We start from the raw sequence: 21,091 nt of genomic DNA, 5'->3' as shown, positions 1-21,091 counted from the left end.
CCAGCCACGGCAAGTGAACGCAGCGTTCCCGCACTCCAGGACCGATTGTCAGTGGCCTGTGCCACAGTCTGCTCATGACGGCAGAGGCACCGAGCACCCGGGGCAACAGGGTGCGTGAACTCCGCGGCGCGATGACGACCTTGCTGGCCGACTTGCACGGCCGCGCGTGCGGTGGTCGGGTGGCGGAGGAGGACTTCCAAGCGGTGACGGCGCCGCTGGGTCTGGATTCCGAGGGTTTGCAACGGCTGGAAGTGGCTCTGGCGCAGCAGGGATTGGTCGTCGAGCGGGCAGCCGTCCCATCCCTGGAGAGTGTGCGTATCGTCCGGGTCCTGGGGCTCGCCCGCAAGTACGTCGCGGCCGGCCTGGTTCCGGCTCCCGCGTTCGCCGGCCTGGTGTCGCTGTGCGGACTGGACGTTGCCGAGAGGGAGTTACTGAAGTCGGCTCTCCAAGGCGAGGGGGTGGCGATCGGCGCGATCCCGGCTCCCCGGCAGGCCGAGGCCGCGCAGCCTCCGGAACGGGCCGAGACCGATGAGGAACCACCGGCGGAGGAGCTCGGCGACGAGAGCCACGGCCTCACGGACCTGGACGCGGCGATGGCCGCCGCGCGGTCCCGCATGCATGAGGACCGTTTCCGGCACACCGCGTGGAAGACGCTGCTGACCGCCGAGCAGGAGGTAGGCCTCAGCGTCCTCCTCAAGGGCGGACCGGAGCACATCGACCACAAGCCGGAGGAGACCGAGCTCGCGGCCCTGCCCGTCACCGACATCCGCCGCCGCGCCTACGAGACCCTGGTCATGCACAACGTCCGCCTCGTGCACAAGCTGGCGCAGCGGTTACAGGGCCAGGGCCTCGACTACGAGGACCTGGTGCAGCACGGCGTGATCGGGGTGATGCACGCGGCCTGTCGATTCGACCCGAGCAAGGGGTTCAAGTTTTCGACGTACGCGACCTGGTGGGCCCGGCAGGCCATGGAGCGGGCGCTGGGCAACGAGGGTCGAGTGATCCGTATCCCCATTCACCTTCACGAGAAGGTACGCAAGGTCGCCGTGACCGAGACACGGCTGGCCTCACAGGGGCAGTCGCTCTCCGCCGGCGCGGTGGCCGTGGCGGCGAACCTCACCGTGGCCGAGGTAGACGCGGTGCGCCGGATCAGCCGGCCGACGGATTCCCTGGATCGCGAGATCGGCGACGGGACACATCTGGGTGAGCTGGTGGCGGCGCTGCATCTGGCCCCCACGCCGGAGGAGGTGCTGCATCCCAAGTACTCCCGGGAGCGTGTGGAGGAGTTGCTGGCCCGCGCCCGCCTGACCGAGCGGGAGGCCGATGTGATGCGGCGGCGCAGTGGGTTGGTGGGCGGCGAGCGGCAGACCCTGGACGACATCGGCCAGGAGTACGGCCTTACGCGGGAGCGCATCCGCCAGGTGGAGACCCTGGCCCGGGACCGGTTGAAGACGGTACTGGCGGGCGGGGTCCCGGAGCCTCGGGGCAAGCGGCGGCGGAAACGCACGCCGCAGGCGCCCGAGGAGACGCCTCCGACTCCTGCTCCCCCGCCGTCACCGGCACCGCTCACGCAGGCCGTTCCGGTTGTGGCCAGGGCCAAGCGGCCGAAGATTTCGGAGGGGCAGGAGACGCTGTTCTGACGGGTCAGAGGTCCGGACGGATCTTGCTGCCGATATGCGCCAGCCGGATGGCCCGCTCCTCCGGGACCAGGCGGAAGTAGATGCGGCCCATGCCCGGGGTGAAGCGGGCGTGCAGCTCGAAGAGGCGCCGCTCGTCGTCGAGGTCGCTGAAGCGGCAGACCTCTCTGCGCGTCTGGCTCTCCGGAGTGACCTTGGTCTGCCATTCCGGCTCGTGCCGCGTCGCCGGGTCCCAGAGGGCCACCGCCGCATCCAGCCGTTCCAGGCAGCCCCGTACGGGCACGACCCAGCGGGGGTCCAGGCCGGTGAGGTGGCCTTCGGTGCGCGGCAGGAACTGGAGGTGCGGATAGAGGTCGGCTCGGCGTTCCCAGATCTGGCGGCCGCTGTCCGCTTTCGCCAGGCGGGATTTCCGTATCCAGTCGAGATGGTCGTCGACGTGGGTCTTCACGGAGATGTGCCGGACGTCGACCGAGTCCTGCGCGAACTCCAGTGATCCGTCGTCGAGTTCGACGAGTGCGCGGCGTTCGAGGGTGACCGAGGACCGGGTCCACTCGGGTGCCACCGCGAGGCTGACGGCGATGCCGTCCATGAAGTGCGCGGCCCCCAGACCCAGGACGTTCTCGCCCTCGTGGCGGTATTCGAGATGGCCGTCGGCGTCCGGCGCCGGGTAGACGCTCTTGACCGGAGATCTGTTCTGTAGGGCCCGCAGGCGCCGCCACCGGTCGCGGTTCTTCGGATCGTCGAGGAACCAGTCGCCTATCGTGTACCCCTTGGCAATCTCCAGCGACTCCCGGGCGACCTCGCTCACCAGAGCCGTCTCGTCCGGGTCCTCCTTGACGACGGCACGAACTGCGTCGACGAAGTCGGCCATTGCTTCGTTGGCACGCGCACGGTCACAGGTCGTCGCCCACGACCGCTCGTTCAGGAACAGCAGCGGCACGCTCTTCCTCCTCCCCCTTCTGTCGATGCCCTGTCAGTCCAGCAGTTGGTCGAGCGAGTTCTCCCACTCGTCGAAGAACCCCTGGGGCCACTGGGCGAGCATGCCGTCCTTGTCGATGCCGGGCGTGATGACTTCGGCGCCGGAGCCGTTGCCGCGGAAGAAGTGGACGACCGTGTCCTCCGGCCGCAGCGCCTCTTGCTTGACCGCGATCCGCACGCCGTTGAGGACGTGGTCGCTGTGTGTCTCGACGATCAGCTGGGCACCGGCGGCGGCTGCGGCCGAGACGAGGGCTGCCATCCTGGTCTGTCCCTTGGGGTGCAGATGAGCCTCGGGATTCTCCAGGAGAACCAGGCTGCCGGGGGCTGCCGTGAGGCAGGCGACCACGATGGGCAGGGCATAGGTCAGGCCGAACCCGACGTTGGTGGGACGACGGCGCCGGGTGGCGTTGATGCCGGCGGTGCCGCCGAAGCCGTAGGAGAGGCGGACCTGGTCGGTGCCCTCGATGGCGTCGGCCTGGAGGTTGACGCCGGGGCAGAGCTCCTGCATCCAGGCGACGGTCTGGTCACGGAGTTGGGGCGAGGTGGCGTCGGGGTGGCGCAGTGGTCCGTCGGGGACCTCCTGCTCCCCGTAGTGGCGAAGGAAGTTGACGGTGTGCTCACCCCGTACGCCGAGGAAACCTCGGTCGATGGCGATCTGACGGGAGCGCGGATAGGTGACGGCCGGGGTGATGCGGTCGGCGTGCAGGTATTGGAACGGAGCGGCGAGGAACGGCCACTGTGCCGGTCCCGTCAGCAGCTCCATCACATCCTCGTCGGGCTCCTCCGGGTCATAGAGGCCGACGAACCGGAACTGATCGCCTGCTTCGGCCACGAACCCGACCGCGGGACCCCGGCCGCCCGTGAGGTCGTCCGTGGGGCCGAAGTCGTCGTGCAGGACGTCCCGCGCACTGCCCAGCTCCACCAGATCGCCGTTGAGCAGCAGTCCCTGTGCGCCGTGGTCGACCGACTGGCGCAACAAGGCCAGGGCTTGAAGAACGCTGCTCTTGCCCGACGAGTTCAGGCCAGTGAGCAGGGTCAGCGGACCCAGCGGGAGTTCCAGGCGGCGGAACGCCTTGAAGTTCACCAGAGTGAGGCGAGTGATCACGGGCGGGCATCTCCGAGTTCGAGGAGGTCTTCGAAGAGTTCCTGTACGGCGTCGAACCGCTTCCGTACCTTCTTGGGGTCACCGGTGGCCGTGGAGATGGATCGTTCGAACTCCGAGTCCTCCATGAGGTCGGCGAACGCCTCCAGCACGTCCAGCTGTACCAGCTTGGCGTGGTCGGAGGCGTCGAGCCAGGCCAGGTTCACCGCGATGGTCTCGAACAGGGCCTTGTTGATCGGCGACTTGCGCTGCTGCCCGCCCCGGTACTTACGGAAGGCGTATTGCCCGAAGATGCGCTCGGCCGCTGTCATCGCGGTGCGGAACTCCACCCGCAGCCGCCCCTCTTCCCCGGCCGGGAACCGGTTGATGCGGTGCATGGCGTCCGCCAGAAAGGCGTCGAAGTCACCGAGCCGGTATTCGTCCGGCGAGGTGAGCCGGAAGGCCAGGAAGCGCAGGACCATCTCACGGTCGGCCATCCGGTCTCCGACCACACTGCCGCCGGTGGCGTAGCGGAACTCGTCGGACTCGGCCAGCTCGGCGAGGAAGCTCCTGGCGCGGCCCGGGATCAGCGCGTGCCGGATCTCCTGCCGGGTCAGGGGCTCGCCGCCGGTGTTGATGCGGGCGAAGACGTTGAACATGACCGGCTCGGGAGTCCCGCGCCGGATGACATGGACGACGACCTCGGTCTCCCTCAGTCGGATCTGGAGCTTGCCGGAGAGGTCGTCGAAGCCTGCCCCCGCGAAGTTGCGGAGATACTCCAGCCCCTTCAGTCGCAACGGCGGAGCATTCACCGTCGGTGCGTCCATGAAGCGCCCGATCGAGGTCAGGCGCTGGATGCCGTCCACGATGGTCCAGCTCCCGTCCTTCTGCTCGGCGGCATAGAAGGAAGGGATGGGGATGCGCAGGAGCAGGGACTCGATCAGGCGGCTCTGCTTCTCGTCCGTCCAGATGCCGGCCCGGCGCTGGAAGTCGGGGGCGAGGTCGATCATGTCGTTACGGAGCCGGGAGAGCAGCAGGTCGACCGTGGTCGTACGGGTCTCGATGTCGATGTGCTCGGGGTCGAAGGGCGACGTGATCTCGTCGACACCCTCGTCGGTGTCCTCCCGCTCGACATCGGTCGGCTGACCGTCGGACGCGGTCTCCCGAGGGAAAACGTCGTCCACACCGATCGCGCTCTGCTCCCCCGTCACGTCCTGGTACCGCTCGTACACCGACCGCCGGTCCCGTGTACGCCCCTGGCTGCTGTCCTCCAGCCCGGCCATGTCGTCCGTCGCCCTCGCCCTCGTGTCGTGCACCGGTCATCGCTCGGTCCTGGTCGACTCTCACCCTACCGGCCGTGATCCCCCGGTGACGGGTGAGTGGTCGACGCAGTGCGGGCAGGGGGCGGGTGGGACGGTCACCGGGCTGCGGCTCTGCTCCTCGTCCGTCACCGGCGGCTCGTTGCCGCCGGCGGACGGGCCGCCGAGGAGGAGCTCCCGAGCGCGGTGCAGGGCTTCCCGAAGGGGCGGGCAGACCAGGGCGACGCTCGCCAGCCCCGCGGCCGCGAGCAGCTCGGAGACCGCTCCTCCCCCGGGGAGGAGAACCGCCCCGGCGAGCAGGCCCGCGGCCACCGCCACCTTGCCCGCGCCCGCCAGCAGGCGGCTCCGCAAGGGCTCGGGCGCCGTGCCCGCCGAGTCCGGTTCCGGTGCGTCCGCGAGGAGCGCGGCGTCGATGACCACCAGGCTGTCGCGCTGCCCGCGCGGGCGGCAGCTGTGCCGGAGGGCGCCGGCGACCAGCAGCGTCACGTCGCGTGCGGCGGTGTCACGGTCGGCTCCCTGACCGAAGAGGTAACGCTGGTCGGCTTCGGCGAGGGCGGCGATCAGCCGTTCCGTGGTCCGTCCGAGCTGTTCGCGGGCGGCGGGCGACAACCTGCGGGCGGTGTGCCGGGCCTGTGCGCGCAGGGCTTGGCAGAGGCGACCGAAGACTCTGGCATGGGTGTCGAGGGCCGAGTCCTGGGCGCGACGGCCGTCAGTTACGAGCAGTAGCTCCAGGAACCGGACGGCCTCCTCCGTCACGGCCCCCGCCGCGTCGGAAACCGTGGTTGCCCGCATGTCCGCAGCCATGAGTGCCATGGATACGGCACTGAATCCGGCGATGGCCGCACACATCCACAGGGGTGTGACCGTGGTCCGGACAGGCGAGGCCGTCCACACGAAGGGGAACACAGCCGTCAGGAGGGGCACCATCTGAAGGAGTACGGATACGCACCGGCCGGCGGCGATACGGTCCCGCCGGTCGACGAGTTCATCCTTGTCCGGCCGGGCCGCCGCCGGTACGCCCCTCCGCTCCAACTCCTCCAGCAGCGCTGCTGCGCGCCTCTCGCACGCACCTCGCCCGACGCGCCGCACACCTGGTACCCGGTACACCCCCGCACCCAGGACGCGCGACCGGGACTGCCACAGCACGGCGATCCACACCGCCTCGAAGAAGGTCCACCAGCCCCAGAAGAAGGCGACGTACCCGAATTCTGTCTGCGTCATGGCGAGCAGCGTCCCAGACGGCACTGACAGTCACAGGAGGGCGACTTCGCACCAGACGGTCTTGGTGTACGGGTCTCCGCAGGTGGTTCCCCAGTGGGTGGAGAGCGCTTCGACAAGGAGGAGGCCCCGGCCGGAGTCCTCGTCCGGGGAAGGCGGAGGGAAAGTGCCGGGGGCGGGAGGACGGCTTTCGGGACGCGGATCCGTGAGTTCGATACGGAGCGTGGCGTCCTCGCGGTGGAGGGTGAGGCGGAGGCGGAAGTCCCGGCCTCTGACCCGGCCGTGCATGGCGGCGTTCGTGGCGAGTTCGGACACGAGGAGGGTGGCGGTGTCGTTGGCCTCGGTGTTGTACGACCAGCCCCAGGTGTGGAGCTGCTCGGCTGCGAGGTGACGGGCGAGGCGGGCGCCTCTCGGGGTGGCGGAGAGGCGGATGGTGAAGTCGGGGTGGGGTGCCGTCGTGGGGGCAATATCGGCGTTCATGTCACTCAGCGTGGTCGGCCGACTCTACGCTGACCAGCGACGACGTCAGTACGCAGCGTTGCTGTCCGGGGGCTGTCCGGCTCTGTCCGGGCGGCGTGGCGTCACGCGGAGCGTCGGCGGGGAGTTGAGAACGGGCGGCACATGGAGGTGTTCGGGCGTGGGTGTGACAGGGCAGGGGTCCCAGCGGAACGGTGACGGGATGGAGCCGTACGGCACGGATGACGATGAGTCGGCGGCGGTACTGAGGACGGTGGGCAAGATCCTCAAGACGTGCCGGGAACGGAAGGGGCTGACGCAGGCCGAGTTGGGTGCGGCCATCGGATACAGCGAGGAGCAGGTGTCCTCGGTGGAGCGGGGGCGGCGGGCGCCAAGTCCGGCATTCCTGGAGGCGGCAGACCGGGTGTTGGAGGCGGGCGGACTGCTCGCTGGACTGAAGAAGGACGTGGAGGAGGCGCGATATCCGAAGAAGGTGCGGGATCTGGCGAAGTTGGAGGGGGGAGGCGGTTGAGATCTGCGCCTACGACAACTCCGTCGTCAACGGGCTCTTGCAGACCGAGGAGTATCTCAAGGCGGTATTCGGGTCCCGGCGGCCGGCGTTCTCGGAGGAGGAGGTGGAGCGGCTTGTTGCCGCGCGGTTGGCACGGCAGGGGATCCTCGATGGAAAGCAGATGATCCCGTCGTTCAGCTTCGTGCATGATGAGGCGACGCTGCGGAGGCGAGTCGGGGGCAGAATGGTCCTGCGCCGACAGCTCGAACGGCTGTTGGAAGTTGGGCAGATGCGGAACGTTGAGATCCAGGTACTTTCCATGGATCGTGAGGACAACGCCGGGCTCGGCGGCCCCTTCCACCTACTGCGGCTCAAGGAGGGCACCACGGTGGGACACAACGAGGTTCAGCGGACCAGCCGTCTAATCTCCGAGCCCAAGGAGGTCCAGATCCTGGAACTCCGCTATGGAGTCCTTCGGGCTCAGGCCTTCCCGCCGCAAGAGTCGCTGGCCTTCATCGAAAAAGTCCTTGGAGAGACATGAGCGTGAAGCCCTCGGCCGGTCACGGCTTCGAGTTGACGTGGTTCAAGAGCAGCTACAGCACCGACGACGGCCCTGCCTGCGTCGAGGTCGCTGTCACGCCCGGCACCTTCCACGTACGGGACTCCAAGCATAGGCAGGGCCCCCAGCTCACCTTCGAGCCAGAGCAGTGGGCTGCCTTCGTCTCCTACGCCGTCGATCAATGACGTACGACATGCTGGCGCCCCGCATCCGGTTCCATACCGGGCGCGGGGCGTCAGCATATGCCGGTCAAGTGGACGGCGGAGTCCACTCGCCCCGGTCGATAGCCTCCTGTAGGCGCGCCGAGAAGTAGGCGTGCGCCTCCCTCATCTCGACCTCGCGGGCCGCCTTGTAGAAGGGGGCCGTGTAGCCGTCCGGCGGGCCCTTGCGGTCGCCGTCGAGGTAGGCACGGAGTTGTGCGAAGTGATCCTTGGTCTGGCCGTGGCCGTAGGTATAGCGGTCTCCGGCGATACGGCGCCCCTCGGCATCGAACCAGGTGACGGCATCGAAGTCCTGCATGATCGGAAAACGGGCCTTGTACATGGCGCCCAACGAATCGGCGTCCACGCCCAGCCATACGGCGACCAAGGCATCCAACTCGACCAGGGCGGCCCGGCGTGCGCGTTCGGTTCGCAGGGCGGTGTTCCGGCTCCACTCGGGGCCCACGTCGTGCAGCGGCTCCAGCTGGGGCCACTCTCTGGCCCAGGACTCGTAGCCTGGCCAGGTCGGGTCGTAGAGCTCGGACCAGATGGCTGCATAGTGCCTGGTGAGGCAGTTCAAACGCAGGGTGCGCAGCAGCAGGGCTGATGCCAGCGGGTGCTTCGCGGTCGGAATGGGAAGGCGTCCAGCCTGCGTCACATCGAGATTACGCACGCGTGTTGTCCGCAGCAGGTAGTCCACTGGAATGGACGCCCAGAACCCAGCGGCGAGGGCAGTCATGCGGTTATCGCCCAGGTACATGCTGCGCATCCCATCGATATGGGCAGGCCCCGGAGGAATGATCGCTTCGTACAAGCTGCGCTCCGTGTCCGGAGCGATCATCTTCCGCCAGGCCACCCGGTAGAACTTGGTGTATGCCCGGGCCGACCGCCCCACAAAGTACCGATCGACATCGTCGGCATCGATCTCGCCCTCCGGCACCCCCCGAGTCTCAGCCAACACCCGTCGGGCCTCAGCCGCCGCCTCCTCCGACGCCCGTAGCCGTCCCAACCCGCCCCTGTCGAGCCACTGGTCCTGCCTCTCCGCGTACTTTTCCGGCGTCGCAACTCGTACATACTCCGACTCCGGTACCGCATCGTCGGCGATCACCAGGTGGTTGAGGCCAAGCACCTCACCGCCACCCTGGCTGGGCTGCTTGAACAGCGGGTTGGCTAGCCCGAGTTGTGGCCCCTTGAGGATGACGTCGTCCCACTTCACGGGCCGGAAGACCGAGCCGTCCTCCTCCGGGAGGTTGTAGTCGATGAGACCGTCCCTCTTGGCCAGCGTCTCGTTGTACCCGGAGGAGATGAGCGGCTTGAGCGAACCCAACCTGAGCGGGTACTCCGCAAGCGCCCTGATGGCCTTCCCCTCCGCCACGCTCACGGGCGACAGCAGCCTCCCCTGCTCAACCGGCTGCTCTTCGTCGCCGGTCAACCTCTGCCACTGCTCCAGAGTCTCCCGGTGCACCCGAATGATCCGCTTGAGGTGCGGCCGCTCATCCCACGTGTCCCCGTATCGCACACCCGGATCGGGCCCGGAACCATCGTGCTGGGCGGACAGCCTCAACGCGTCTACGGAGAACAGCCACGAGAGGTGGTCGAAGCCGATCTCACCCTCGGCCCCATAGATGTGCAGCCCGAAGTGACTGGACCGCCCGACTGGCGGCGGGAAGAACCGGTTGCCCGAGTTCACGAAGTCACCGTGCACGCGCAGGCGCTTGTAGGCAGCAGCCCGTAGTAGCCCGTCCCTGTCGCCGTTGAAGTGTGTGTCCGGGTGGATGAGACCGACTGTCCCGTTGCGCCCGGCATGGGCCCAGGCCTGACACATGAACGCGCGATACAGGTCAGGGCGGGTTCCACCGAGCACGGGATACACGACCGGCGACCCGAGCTGGCTCGACACGCCCATGATGGCGACGAGTTCATTCAAAAAGTAGGCCCGCGCCTCGGCACCGCTGAATAGCTCGGCAATCCGAGCCTTCCTCACCGCTGCGCTCGGTTTCTCCGTAAGCATGAACCACGGATCGCGCTCGGCGAGAACGGAGTCCTCCTTCCACTCCGGCCGCACCCACGGCGGATTCCCCACCTGCACGTCAAACCCACCGGCCTCCCCCGCGAAGACATGCGCGAATTGCAGCTCCCAGTGGAAGAACCCCATCCCCCCGCCCGCCCCGACGTCATCCCGGTCCTCGCTCCCCGCCACGTCCTCCACCGTGTCCAACCACGGAAAGCGCGCCTTCAAGCGGAACGGCGAGTCCATCCCCATGAACCCGTCGAGCTTCACCTCGTACTCCCGCAGCGCCTCCAGATCCCTGAAGTCGGCCATCAACGAGTCCGTCGGCACGTCCTTCGCCCCGAGCGCGCACTCCAGGAAGTCGATCCAGTCGTCCAGCGTCGCGAGGGGAATGACCTCGCGCCGCTCCTTGGGCTTACCCGGCGTCTTCTTCCGTGCCGGCTTCTTGTTCTCCGCGTCCGCCCCGGAAGCGGCCTCCCCCATCTCCAGCTGCTGAGGAAGCCCGTCGTCGAAGAGGCTGTCCTTCACCCAGAGCTGATCTCCAGGCGCGGGACCGGTGGCCGCTTCCACCACCGGCGCCTCCTCCGATCCCGACGCGGACTCTTCACCCCCGGTGTCGCCACCAGCGTCGTAGGGCACGGCCTCCGGACCGACCAGCTCCCCCACCCGGTCCAACGGCCAGAACCACAGCGCACACCACACATCCATGACCGTCTTCAGCCGCCAGTACGGCGTCCCGGGCCGCGTGAGGTCGCCGTACACGACCTCCTTCGGCACCGCGTGCTCGGGATGGTCCAGCCAGTCCGCGCCCCAGACGTCGATCTCACGGGAAATCTCCCGCTCCGACTGGTTCAGCCGCTCGACCACCAGTTTCCACAGGAACTCGGCCCGCCGCGCGACCCCCTGGAGCCGTCGCCGCTGCGTCACCGTCTTCGGTGCGCGCTGGATGCCGGACCGCCACTTCTCCATCCGCTGGACGGCCGCCTTGTCCAGCTCCTCGGCGATCTTCTTGGACTTGGCGTCTCCGACGACCGCGCCCCATCCCAGTGCGGGCAGCAGGAAGTGATGGACCGCTCCCTCCGGCAGCTCACCATCCCTGAACGGGAGTTCCTTGGGAGCAAGCGTGTCCTTCTTCGACAGCCACTTGCCCTTGCCCAGTGCGTCCTTGTCGTAGATCTTCCGTCCCGCTCCGACAAGGGAGTTGCCACGCCGCAGGTGCAGGCCGAACCACGGCGCCTGCATGCCGGGGTGCATGGTGTTGAGCCAGAGCGAGACCTCCGCCAGTTCCACCGCCGTCGCGTTGAGGTCGACGCCGTACGCGTTGTGCAGGGCGACGTAGGCCTTGACCTTCTGCAGCTCGGCCAGTCTCTGGTCGGGATCAATGTCCACGCCGATCTCGTCCTGGCGTCGCTTCAGGTACTCGGCGGCGACCTGGTCGATCGCCTCGTTGAGGAACGCGCCCGAGCCGAGGGCGGGCTCGCAGATCTTCCACCCGAGCAGGTCGCGCGCGGACGTCACCTCGCCGTTCTGGTCGAGGCGGTGCTTGAGGGCCAGTTCGACCGTGACCTGGGTGAGGGACTCCGGGGTGTAGTACGAGGCCGTGTTCTCGCGGTCGCGCCCCGCCAGCCGGTAGACGAACGAACCCGGCGGGTACTCGGCCCGCTCCGTCAGGCCGGTGTCGTCGTTCTCCCGCTGGACGAACACCTCGTCGGGGTAGTCGCCGGCCCGGGACTCCGGGATCACCCAGCTGCCCTTCGACGCGTCGCCGCCCTTGGCGACCTCGAAGAGGGTCTCGCCCGCGATGAAGCCGGTGTAGGACATCAGGCCCTCGTACACGGCACCGAGCTGGTTGATGCCGAGCTGGGCGTAGGAGATGAAGCCGCCCCGCTCGCCCTTGCGGCCCTTGGTGAGCATCAGCCGGCGCAGCACCTTGTGGAGGGTGGCGTTGCGCAGCCGGGTGTCGAAGAACTCCGGTCCGGCGGACGGGTCGTCCTCGTCGTACAGGGGGTTGGAGACCCTCGGACCGATGAGGCGGATCGCGCCCGGCTCGAACAGGTCCGAGCGCAGGGGTTCGAAGCGCAGGCCTACGTCCTCACTGCGCCGGGCCCGCCGCTCCCGATCGAATCGGCGAGCTCTCAGGGCCAGTTGGGTTTCAGTCAGATCTGCTCCCACGGCCGCGAGTCCGGCCGCCTCCGCAGCCTCCGCCTCGCGGTCAGCCGCCTCCGCCGCCCGGTCCTCCTCCTCGGTGCCGTACGGCCGGTGGCCCTTGTTGACCATGCGGGTGAGCAGGTCGATCGACTGGTACAGGTGGAAGCCGTCGCGGGCCGTGGGGCCGACGAGGTCGCGGACGGCCAGGTCGCCGAGGCGCTGGAGGCCATAACCCGCCCCGTACTCGGGGTAGTCCGAGGGAAGGATGCCCAGCTCCGGACGGGCCTCGGCGTACAGCAGGAACAGAATCCGGTAGAGGTAGCGCAGGGACTCGCGTGTCAGGCGGCGGGCGAGGCGTTGCGGGTCGTCGAGGTCTGCCGCCGTCACACCCTGTCCGGGCTCGGCCAGGCGGTCCAGTACGGCCTGGGCGATGAGTTCGACCGAGTCCTTGAGCCCCTCGCGGAGTTCCGTGGAGACGCCGACGGCATGCTTGCCCGACTTGGAGACGAGGTCGTCGAGGGGGTTGGTGCCGCCGGTCTCCGGGACGCGCAGCGAGTCCGCGCCGAACAGGGCGGCGATGGTGTCGAGTTCGCCGCCGGGGCGGTCGTCCCGGCGTTCCAGTGCGGAGTCCAGACTGACGGCGAGGTAGCGGCCCTCGCTCCAAGCGGTGCGGTCGGCGAGGACGACGACACCGCCGACCAGGATCAGGACGTAGCGGGGCGGTTCGTCGGCGGCGAAGAGGAAGCGGACCAGGGAGTCGGCATCGGTCAGCGGCTCACCCTGCGGGATGTCGACCGGGTGCAGAAGCCGGCCGGGGCCCGCCGGGTCGCGGGCGGCGTCCGGTTCGGCGGCCCAGCCGCAGGCGACCGCGACGAGGCCGGATTCGGCGTGGGCGACCTCGATGTCGTAGGCGCGGCCCGCTCGTCCGACGGTGAGGGTCGCCGGGGCGGGGGTGTAGCCGAGAGCCCGCAGAACGCGGTCGTGGAGTTCGGCGACCGTCTTGAGCCAGCGCGGGTCGTCGTGGGTACGCCAGCCCGACTCGTCCTCGGGGGCGTCGATCTCTGTCTGCGCCCGCTCGGCGAGGAAGGCCCGGTCGGCGAAGTACGGGGCGCGCAGGGCTCGCAGGCCCTGGCGGGGGGTGAGGGTGCGCGGCTCGTCCGCCGGCTTCTTGTTCTCCTCGGCCTCGTGCTCGGCCCAGCGGGCGAGCAACCCGTCCTTCGCCTTGAGGTCCTTGGGGAGGACCTCGGCGAGGTAGTGGGCGGAGAAGTAGTCGCCGTGGTTGACCAGCGAGTCGTACGTCACGTCGAGGACCGTTTCTGCGGGTGGCTTCGAGAGGAGAGGGCTGGCGCCGGTCAGGCGTCGCGGTCGAGGACGGCCAGGACGCGCAGCAGCGGGCGGCCGGTGGCGGAGAGCTTGTCGGCCAGCTCCGTCTGGTGGCGGATGGTGTCCTCGACGATCCGGCCGGGCAGGAGGGACTCCTGCTCCCAGCGGCCGAGGCGGGCGCGGTAGTCGTCGAGCTGGGCGCTGATCTGCTGGGTCCAGGCGTCCTTGCTCTCCTCCAGGTGCTCCCGGGCCGCGGCCACCGCGGCCGGGACGAGGGCCTGGAGAGCGGGGAGGTCGCGGGGCGGGGCGGGGTTGGCCATGTCGGGGCCCACGCCCGCCTCCACCAGGGCGTCCGGCATCGGCACCACTGCGGGGGTGCCGGGCAGGCCGCGGACGGCCATCCACTCCACGACCGTGGGGCGGCCCAGCTTGTTGGAGTAGATGCCCTGGACGAGGAAGGTCGGGCCGGGTGCGCCGGGCGTGAGGAGGACCGGTGCCTGCTGACGGCCGAGCTGGACGAGGACCTTGTCCACCAGCCACTCCACCAGGGGGTGGATGTCGGTGAGGTAGCCGATGGCGGGCCAGCTGGAGCCGGACTTGCCGCGGGCCTCGTCCAGGCTGTGCTGTCCGAGGCCGCGGTCGAAGGTGACCAGGAGGCGTTCCTTCAGCTTCTGCTCCCGCAGGTAGTCGGGGGGCAGGATGTCGAGACGGTGCAGGAGGTCGGGGGCCTTCGCGGTGGCGAGGCTGAGGTAGGGGGCCGGTTCGCCGTGCGGACCGGTGTGGCGGTGCTCTGAGAGGTCGAGCGCGTCGTGCGGGTGTTCGTCGTAGACCTCGTCGAGGGCCGCCCGTACGAACGCTTCCGTGTCGCCGCCGAACAGCGACGGGACCTGCGCCTTGGGCACGGGACGGTGCTCGGGCAGGACGGAGGGCTGGGAGAAGAGCGCGGTCAGCGGGTCGCCGGGGGTGGGTGAGGCCGCGAGGGACTCCTCCACCGTGCGGCCCGCAAGGAGGTCCTTGACCAGGCGGCGTTCCTCCTCCTCGGCGCGGTAGAGGCCGGTGACCGCCTCCGCCGTGCCGTCGAGGCGGTAGGCCTCCTCCTCCCGTTCGAGGAGCTTCTCGGCGACCGTACGGTCGTCCTTGGCGCCCTCGGTCGCGGAGCGCAGGATCAGCGCGCGGAAACGGGGGTTGTGCTTCTGGCCGTAGCGGTCGATACGGCCGTTGCGCTGCTCGATACGGATCAGCGACCAGGGAATGTCGTAGTGCACGAGGTCGTGGCACTGGCGGTGCAGGTTGACGCCCTCGGAGGCCACGTCGCCGGTGAACAGGATGCGGACGGGGTCGTGGGCGAGGCCGAAGGCCTCCACCACGGCCATCTGCTCCTTGTCCGACAGGCCGCCGTGCATGACCTTCACGGCCTGCTTCGCCTGCTCCTCGGTGAAGCCGAGCCGGGCGGGGACGACCTTGGCGAGCCACTTCAGCGTCTCGACGCGTTCGGAGAAGACGACGACCCGGGTGCCGGAGCCGGGCCGTACGCCGATGTCGGCGAGCTGCTCCACGAGCGCGTCCAGCTTGGCGGAGTCACCCGGCGCCCCGGACTCGCCGATGGCGGACGTCAGCGTGAACAGGCTTTCCAGGGCTTCGAGTTCGGTGGCGATACGGGCAGCCGCCGGGGTGCCGGGGGCCGTCTTCGCCGCCTTGTCGTTCAGGGTGTTCCTGCGGGTGGTGACCGTCTTGGCGAGCGCGCGGTGGGAGGAGAGGAAGGCCTTGAGGAGCGTGTACGGGAAGAGGCGGTCCTCGGTGAGCGGCGTACGGCCGGACGCCGCGGTACCGAACTCGGTGGAGGTGTCCGGGGCGGGAATCCAGTGCTCGGTGAGCTCCGCGAAGATCCGCTCCTCGGCGTCGGTGGCGGTGCAGGGAACGGAGACGGTGGGGTCTCGGTCGGCCCACTCCTTGCCGATCTGGTCGCGCACCTCGGGGTGGACTTTGGTGCGGCGGATGAAGAGGTGGCCGAGGTCGTTCTCAGCGTCGTAGTCGTTCGGGTCGGCGATCGCCGCCGGGTCGAGGAGGCTGATCAACTCGGCGAAGGACTTCCCGTCACCGTTGTGCGGGGTGGCACTGGCCAGCAGCAGGGCATCGGTGTGGGGAGCGAGGACGCGTGCGAGGGCGTTGCGCTGGCTGCCGCGGTTGATGAGGTTGTGGGACTCGTCGATGACGACCGCGTCCCAGTGGATCTTCTCCAGGTGGTGGCGGTACTGGCCGATGTTCTTGAGGGTGTCGACGGAGACGATGACCCGCTTGTAGTGGGTGAAGGGGTTGCGGCCGGCCGGGATCTCCCGCTGGATGCGCTGGATGCCGACCGAGTCGAGGCGGATCAGCGGGATGGAGAACCGGGTCCACAGCTCGTGCTGGAACTGCTCCAGGACGTGTTGCGGGGTGACGACCAGGATGCGCTCGCCCCTGCCGCGGCGAATCAGTTCGGCCAGGGTGAGGCCGATCTCCAGGGTCTTGCCGAGGCCTACGACGTCGGCGATGAGCAGGCGGGGTCGCAGGTTGGCCAGGGAGAGGGCCAGCTCGGCGGGGCGCTGCTGGTAGCTGAGCGGGTCGACGAGAAAGCGGTCGGCGAGCGCCAGGCCGCGTTCGGTCTGCGGGAGCGGGGTCTTGCGCAGCAGGGCTTCGAGGAAGAGACGGCTGCGGCGGAAATGGTCGGTGGGGTCCTCGACCAGCTCGGTGTCCTCCGGGTCGAGGAGCTTGACCCCGTCGCCGGCCAGGCGCTCGATCTCGGTGAAGAAGACGGCCGTCTCGTCCCGGACGAACTCCGAGACGCCGACCGCCTCGATCTTGGCGCCGTCGCGGCTCGGGGTGACGTTCTTCACCAGCCACTCCTCGTCCCGTACGAGGATCTGGGCCCCCGGCGGGAACCTGGACTCCGAGACGTCCGGCTGGTGGGTCACGCTGCTGCCTCCGCGTCCTGTGCACTGTTGTGAGGGAAGTGGTCGAATACCGTGCAAGTCTTCCACGGCGGATGCTGTCCGTGCAGGTCGCTGCGGGAATCGAGCACTCGGCCGACTGCTTGCACTCAGCTGCACCGCGGGGTCGTGATGTGCCGTTGATCGCCGGCAGCACCGTCGCTTCCGGTCATGTCCGCGTGGCGCAACCACATACCGACACACCGCCCCCTCTCCCCTTCACGGGTGCCGCCGAACCGCGGCGGCTCCGTCCGGCCTGGTCAGACCGGCCTCGCGAGCCCGGTCGGTCAGCGGCCTCCGACGCGGGCCGGAACGAAGGCGGCCTCCTTGGCGTAGGCGGAGCGCAGAGCCTCGGCGACATCATGGGCCGTGGCGGCGTCCGGGGTGCGGCCGCGGGGTGTCCGGGGCCGCGACACGACAGGGCTCGGGGCCGACGGTGGCGGGGCGGGGACCTCTGCCTTCACCGGAACGTCTACGTCCTCGGTGTCCGGCTGTTGCTCCGCGGGCGGCGCGACCACATCGACGACCGTGGGCACATACTCGGCGATCGGTCCCGGAGGCGGCACCAGTCGGCCGTCGGCATGCGGTGCCGTCCGCGCGATCAGCCGTTGCCGGGCCTGCCGGGCCGAGACGCCCGAGCCGTTGAGCACCGCCACCAGCGCGCCGGTGACATCCGGGAGGGAGGGGCGGTCGGCCGGGTCGAAGGCGAGCATCGAGGACACGACGGGCGTCAGTTCCGTGGGCAGCCCTGTCAGGTCCGGGGCCTGGTGCGGGTCGCCGATCCGGGCCGCGACCGCGAGCCAGTTGTCACCGTCGTACGGGTAGTGGCCGGTGGCGGCGAAGAGCAGCACCACGCCGAGCGCGTACACGTCCGCCGCCGGGGTCAGTTGGTGGGTGCCCTCCGCCTGCTCGGGCGGCATGCACAGAACGCTGCCGACCACGACCCCCGTCGCGGTCAGTGTCGTACGGCGCTCCGCGAACACCGCGAGGCCGAAATCGATCACCTTGGGGCCGTCGGGGCCGAGCAGGATGTTCTGCGGCTTGAGGTCCCGGTGCAGGAGCTGAGCCTGGTGGACGGAGGTGAGTCCCTCGGCGAGCAGCGCGCCGAGGCTCGCGGTCTCGACGAGCGGGAGCGTGTCGTGGTCGCGGACGTGGCGCAGGAGGTCGGGGCCAGGGACGTAGTCGACGGCGAGCCAGGGCTGGTCGGCGAGCGGGTCGGCACCTGCGAAGGCAGCGACCCGGGGACCGAAGACCTTCCTGAGGTTCTCCACTTCGAGGACGAACCTGCTGCGGGTCTCGGTGTCCAGAACGGACGCCTTGATGACCTTGACGGCGACCTGTTGTCCGGCGGGTGACTCGCCGAGGTATACCCGGCCCATACCGCCGGAGCCGATATGGCCGCGCAGCGTGAAGCCCCCGATGTGGGTGGGGTCGCCACTTCTCAGCGCTTCCACGGCGTCCTCGCTCCCCCTCGGCATCCGGCGCTCGGCCCGCGCATTGTCCACGCGGTGCAGATTACCAACGATCCATATGAGGCGAGGTCCTGTCCGAGGACGCCCCAGAACCTGGAGAAACATCGGCGCGGCCAAAGACGTCACGCGCCGCTCGCTCCGCCGTAGAAGCCCTGAATCAGACGACAGACGAGTCGGGCTGTACGCCGGGTTCTGTGCCGCGGGTCCTTGCGGACGTCGCGGTGACGGCCATCCATCTAGGGCCGGCATTGCTGCCGGCCTCGTGCGGTCTACCCGCGGACTCGGGCGGGCAGCCCTCGTACGTCCGCGCAGAGCGTGTTTTACCGCGCTCCTTTTGACCTTGCTCCAGGTGGGGTTTACCTAGCCGCCTGAGTCACCTCAGGCGCTGGTGGTCTCTTACACCACCGTTTCACCCTTACCGGGGGCCGGAGCCCTCGGCGGTCTGTTTTCTGTGGCACTGTCCCGCGGGTCACCCCGGGTGGCCGTTAGCCACCACCTTGCCCTGTGGAGCCCGGACGTTCCTCGGGAAGCGCCCCCGAAGGGGTCTTCACGCGGCCGCCCGCCCGGCTCGTCTGCCGTGCCGACCATGTTACCCGCCGGGTGCCCGGGCTCGGTGCCGTGGCCGCCGTCGCCAGGAACGAGCCGGCCAGGATCAGGGCGAAGGCCGCCGCCACTGCTACGGACAGGGGCTCGTCCAGGAACGTGACGCCCGCCGCCACCGCCACCGCCGGATTGACGTACGTGAAGACGACCGCCCTGGTCGGTCCCGCCTCCCGGATCAGTTCGAGGAAGACGACGAACGCCAGCGCCGTGCAGATGACTCCCAGGCCCGCCAGGGAGAGGAGCGTGGGGGTGTCCGGCAGCGTCGCGGGCCAGGACATCGCCGCCGCGGGGGCGTAGACCAGCGCCGCCAGCGTCAGGCACGGCGCGATCAGTTGCAGCGTGGGGACCCCGCGGAGGTGACGGGCCACGATCAGCGGGGCGATGGCGTAGCCCAGCGCGGTGAGCATGACCTCCGTCAGGGACCAGGCGTCGCCACCCGTGAGGTGGGGGACCGTGAGGACCGCGACGCCTCCCAGGCCGAGGCCGAGGCCCGTCAGGCGGCGGGCGCCCAGGCGTTCCGTGTCGCCGAAGAAGCGGGCCAGTAGCGCGCCGATGATCGGTACCGCGGCGATCAGGAGCCCGGCCGTCGAGCTGGAGATGTGGCGCTCCGCGTCGGTCAGGGTCCACCACGGGCCGAGGATCTCGATGCACGCGAAGGCCAGCATGGGGCGCCAGTGCAGACGCAGTACGCGGGGCAGTCCGCCCTGTCGTACGGCGAAGGGGAGCAGGATCGCCGCGCCCAGCGCGCAGCGTGTGAACACCACCATCGACGGTGACAGGTCACTGTCGACCGCCACCTTGATCATGAAATACGGGATGCCCCACAGGACCCCCATGAGCGAGAAGAGGAACCAGCCGCGTGCCGTCATGCCGGGATTCTCCGCCGCGGCGGCGTCCCGTGTCTTGAACGCTGTTGCGGTACGCCGCCGGGGTCACCCCGAGCACCCTGCGGAACCAGCGCGTGAGGTGCGCCTGGTCGGCGAAGCCCACCAGGGACGCCGCCTCGGCGGGGCGCAGGCCGGCCTCCAGGTGGGCGCGGGCGCGCGTCACGCGGTACTGGGCGAGCCAGGCGTAGGGCGGCAGGCCCGTCGACGTACGGAAGGCGCGCAGGAGCTGGTAGCGGGAGAGGCCGAGGGGGGCGGCGAGTTCGGCGAGGGAGGGCGGGGCGAGGAACTCGTCGGCGAGGCGTTCGCGGACGGTGCGGGCGATGTGGTCGGCGCCAGGGACGCGGTCGGCGACGGGGCGGGCGGTGCCGTGTCTGCGGGCGAGGGCGGTGAGCAGCCAGGGCAGGCGGGACTCGACCTCCAGGGGGTCCACGTGGCCGTGGCCCCCGGCCCCGCTCAGCTCGGTGTGCGCCGCGCGCAGGGCCGCGGCCAGTTCGGGGTCGTCGACCACCGCTTCGCGGAAGTGCGGCGGGGCGGTGGTGCCCTCGGCGAGGAGGGACGGCGGGGGGTACATGGCGCGGTAGGCGTAGCCGCCCATGGCCGCCGCCGGTCTGCCCGTGTGCACCTCGCCGGCGGCGAGGATGATGATGGAGCCGGGGCCCGCGTCCACGCGTCCGCCCCGGTAGTCGATGACCTCGGAGCCGCCGACGCCGACGCCGACGGTGAACTCCTCGTGGTAGTGCGGCGCGTAGCGGTGCCGGTCGAAGCGGGCGGTCAGGAGGTCGAGGCTGTCACCGCGGGGGCCGAGCGGGGCTCTGGCCCAGAGGGCGTGCTCACGGGGCGTGGGGGGCTTACTGGGCTCACGGGGCTGCCTGGGCTCACGGGGGAGCTTGGCCGCGGTGGTCAGAGGCGAAGCTGTGGGGGGTGGTGGGGGGTGCGGGGGCTCGCCGTACGCCTCCGCTTCGTTCGACCCTGCGTCGTTCACGTGGTGCCCGCTCCCCCAGTGCCGCCGTCTGTGTCGTGAGGCCGGGCCTGTGCTGCCGTGCGGCCGACCCCTTGCCTGGACAGCTCAGCCCGTGCCGTCCGCCCCAGGCCGTGCCGCGAGGCCCGGGGCCGTTCTCATCCGATCAACGCCCGCGTGCCCTTTTTCCATGCCGCGCCGAGGTCGGCTCCCTCGGGAAAGCGTCCGTGGATCTCCAGGATCACCATGCCGTGCGCGAACGCCCAGGCCGCGCGGGCCAGTTCCCCGTCCCCGGCGCAGGCGCGGACCAGCGGGGCGGCGGCCCTTTCCTCCAGGCCCTCGGGCAGGGCGTGGCGGGGCAGCGGGCGTTCGGTGGCCAGGCGGTAGAGGTGGGGGTGGCGCAGGGCGTACGCGCGGTAGGCGTCGGTGAGGGCTTCGAGGGGGCTGGGGGCCGCCGCCTCGGCCGCTGAGCCAGGAGCTTCCGCCTCGGCCCGTGAATGCGGAGCCCTCGGCTCAGCCAGTGAGCCAGGAGCCCCCGCCTCGGCCAATGCACCCAGCGTCGCCCCATCGACCGCCGAGTCAGGAGCTTCCGCCTCCGCCGGTGAATCCGGCGCCGACGCCCCGGCCGAAGAGCCCGGAGCCGACACCCTGCCCGGCGAACCCGGAGCCGCCACCTCAGCCAACGCGCCCTGCGCCGCCGCCTCGGCCGCTGAGCCAGGAGCCCTCGCCTCGGCCGGTGAACCCGACGCCGAGGCCCCGGCCGA

11 protein-coding genes, 1 other RNA gene and 3 pseudogenes are annotated in these 21,091 nt (G+C 69.8%); 3 read left to right on the top strand and 12 right to left on the bottom strand.

The window, feature by feature from the left end; genetic code table 11:
* Positions 1–74: 74 nt before the first annotated feature.
* Entirely contained in the window at positions 75–1,640 is a 1,566-nt protein-coding gene (locus ACZ6JY_RS03715) for a sigma-70 family RNA polymerase sigma factor (RefSeq protein ID WP_469191827.1), read from the top strand.
* Positions 1,641–1,644: 4 nt separating this feature from the next.
* On the opposite strand, the gene ACZ6JY_RS03710 is transcribed toward ACZ6JY_RS03715, so the two are convergent.
* Genes ACZ6JY_RS03710 through ACZ6JY_RS03690 form a run of 5 tightly spaced genes read right to left on the bottom strand, consistent with a single transcriptional unit; the run spans position 1,645 to position 6,713 of the window.
* Entirely contained in the window at positions 1,645–2,577 is a 933-nt protein-coding gene (locus ACZ6JY_RS03710; RefSeq protein WP_469191825.1) for a hypothetical protein, read from the bottom strand.
* A gap of 33 nt (positions 2,578–2,610) precedes the next feature.
* On the bottom strand, positions 2,611–3,720 hold the full coding sequence (locus ACZ6JY_RS03705) for an AAA family ATPase (RefSeq protein ID WP_469191823.1): 1,110 nt from the start codon (positions 3,718–3,720) through the stop codon (positions 2,611–2,613).
* Positions 3,717–5,012, bottom strand: coding sequence for a GmrSD restriction endonuclease domain-containing protein (locus ACZ6JY_RS03700; RefSeq protein WP_469191821.1), 1,296 nt, complete (start codon positions 5,010–5,012; stop codon positions 3,717–3,719). Before ACZ6JY_RS03700 ends, ACZ6JY_RS03705 begins: the two co-directional genes overlap by 4 nt.
* 27 nt (positions 5,013–5,039) lie before the next feature.
* The gene (locus ACZ6JY_RS03695; protein ID WP_469191819.1) at positions 5,040–6,236 is read right to left on the bottom strand and encodes a hypothetical protein; all 1,197 of its coding nucleotides are present in this window, start codon (positions 6,234–6,236) and stop codon (positions 5,040–5,042) included.
* A 30-nt stretch (positions 6,237–6,266) separates the two neighbouring features.
* Positions 6,267–6,713 carry an ATP-binding protein gene (locus ACZ6JY_RS03690; RefSeq protein WP_469191817.1) on the bottom strand — a complete coding sequence of 149 codons (447 nt, stop codon included), beginning with the start codon at positions 6,711–6,713 and terminating at the stop codon, positions 6,267–6,269.
* Between the two features lie 199 nt (positions 6,714–6,912).
* On the opposite strand from ACZ6JY_RS03690, the pseudogene ACZ6JY_RS03685 reads away from it, so the two are divergent.
* Together ACZ6JY_RS03685 and ACZ6JY_RS03680 are read left to right on the top strand one after the other, a co-directional pair.
* A pseudogene (locus ACZ6JY_RS03685) lies at positions 6,913–7,741 on the top strand (helix-turn-helix domain-containing protein).
* Positions 7,738–7,944, top strand: a complete 207-nt coding sequence (locus ACZ6JY_RS03680) for a DUF397 domain-containing protein (RefSeq protein ID WP_469191815.1) — start codon at positions 7,738–7,740, stop codon at positions 7,942–7,944. Before ACZ6JY_RS03685 ends, ACZ6JY_RS03680 begins: the two are co-directional and overlap by 4 nt.
* Positions 7,945–8,008: 64 nt before the next feature.
* Here ACZ6JY_RS03680 and ACZ6JY_RS03675 read toward each other — a convergent pair whose 3' ends face one another.
* The 7 genes and pseudogenes from ACZ6JY_RS03675 to ACZ6JY_RS03645 all read right to left on the bottom strand — a co-directional run.
* The gene (locus ACZ6JY_RS03675; protein WP_469191814.1) at positions 8,009–13,420 is read right to left on the bottom strand and encodes a DNA methyltransferase family protein; all 5,412 of its coding nucleotides are present in this window, start codon (positions 13,418–13,420) and stop codon (positions 8,009–8,011) included.
* A gap of 50 nt (positions 13,421–13,470) precedes the next feature.
* Positions 13,471–16,392 (bottom strand): SNF2-related protein, encoded by a 2,922-nt coding sequence (locus ACZ6JY_RS03670; protein ID WP_469191812.1) that lies wholly within the window; start codon positions 16,390–16,392, stop codon positions 13,471–13,473.
* 302 nt (positions 16,393–16,694) lie between these two features.
* The gene (locus ACZ6JY_RS03665) at positions 16,695–17,912 is read right to left on the bottom strand and encodes a serine/threonine-protein kinase (RefSeq protein ID WP_469191810.1); all 1,218 of its coding nucleotides are present in this window, start codon (positions 17,910–17,912) and stop codon (positions 16,695–16,697) included.
* Positions 17,913–18,044: 132 nt separating this feature from the next.
* Positions 18,045–18,450, bottom strand: an RNA gene (gene rnpB / locus ACZ6JY_RS03660) — RNase P RNA component class A.
* Positions 18,451–18,568: 118 nt separating this feature from the next.
* A pseudogene (locus ACZ6JY_RS03655) lies at positions 18,569–19,288 on the bottom strand (DMT family transporter); the annotation flags it as partial.
* Positions 19,263–20,351 carry a helix-turn-helix transcriptional regulator gene (locus ACZ6JY_RS03650; protein WP_469191808.1) on the bottom strand — a complete coding sequence of 363 codons (1,089 nt, stop codon included), beginning with the start codon at positions 20,349–20,351 and terminating at the stop codon, positions 19,263–19,265. The pseudogene ACZ6JY_RS03655 and the gene ACZ6JY_RS03650, both read right to left, overlap by 26 nt.
* Positions 20,352–20,485: 134 nt before the next feature.
* Positions 20,486–20,794: pseudogene (locus tag ACZ6JY_RS03645) on the bottom strand (TetR-like C-terminal domain-containing protein); the annotation flags it as partial.
* Between the last annotated feature and the right edge of the window lie 297 nt (positions 20,795–21,091).

It is taken from the genome of Streptomyces sp. NPDC046335, assembly GCF_055587985.1.
Note: the sequence above shows the minus strand (reverse complement) of the source record. Positions and strands in the feature narration are given on the sequence as shown.

Excerpts from the sequence above, each read along its gene's own strand:
- ACZ6JY_RS03695 (WP_469191819.1), bottom strand. The coding sequence starts at position 6,236 with ATGACGCAGACAGAATTCGGGTACGTCGCCTTCTTCTGGGGCTGGTGG.
- ACZ6JY_RS03680 (WP_469191815.1), top strand. The coding sequence starts at position 7,738 with ATGAGCGTGAAGCCCTCGGCCGGTCACGGCTTCGAGTTGACGTGGTTC.
- ACZ6JY_RS03715 (WP_469191827.1), top strand. The coding sequence starts at position 75 with ATGACGGCAGAGGCACCGAGCACCCGGGGCAACAGGGTGCGTGAACTC.
- ACZ6JY_RS03690 (WP_469191817.1), bottom strand. The coding sequence starts at position 6,713 with ATGAACGCCGATATTGCCCCCACGACGGCACCCCACCCCGACTTCACC.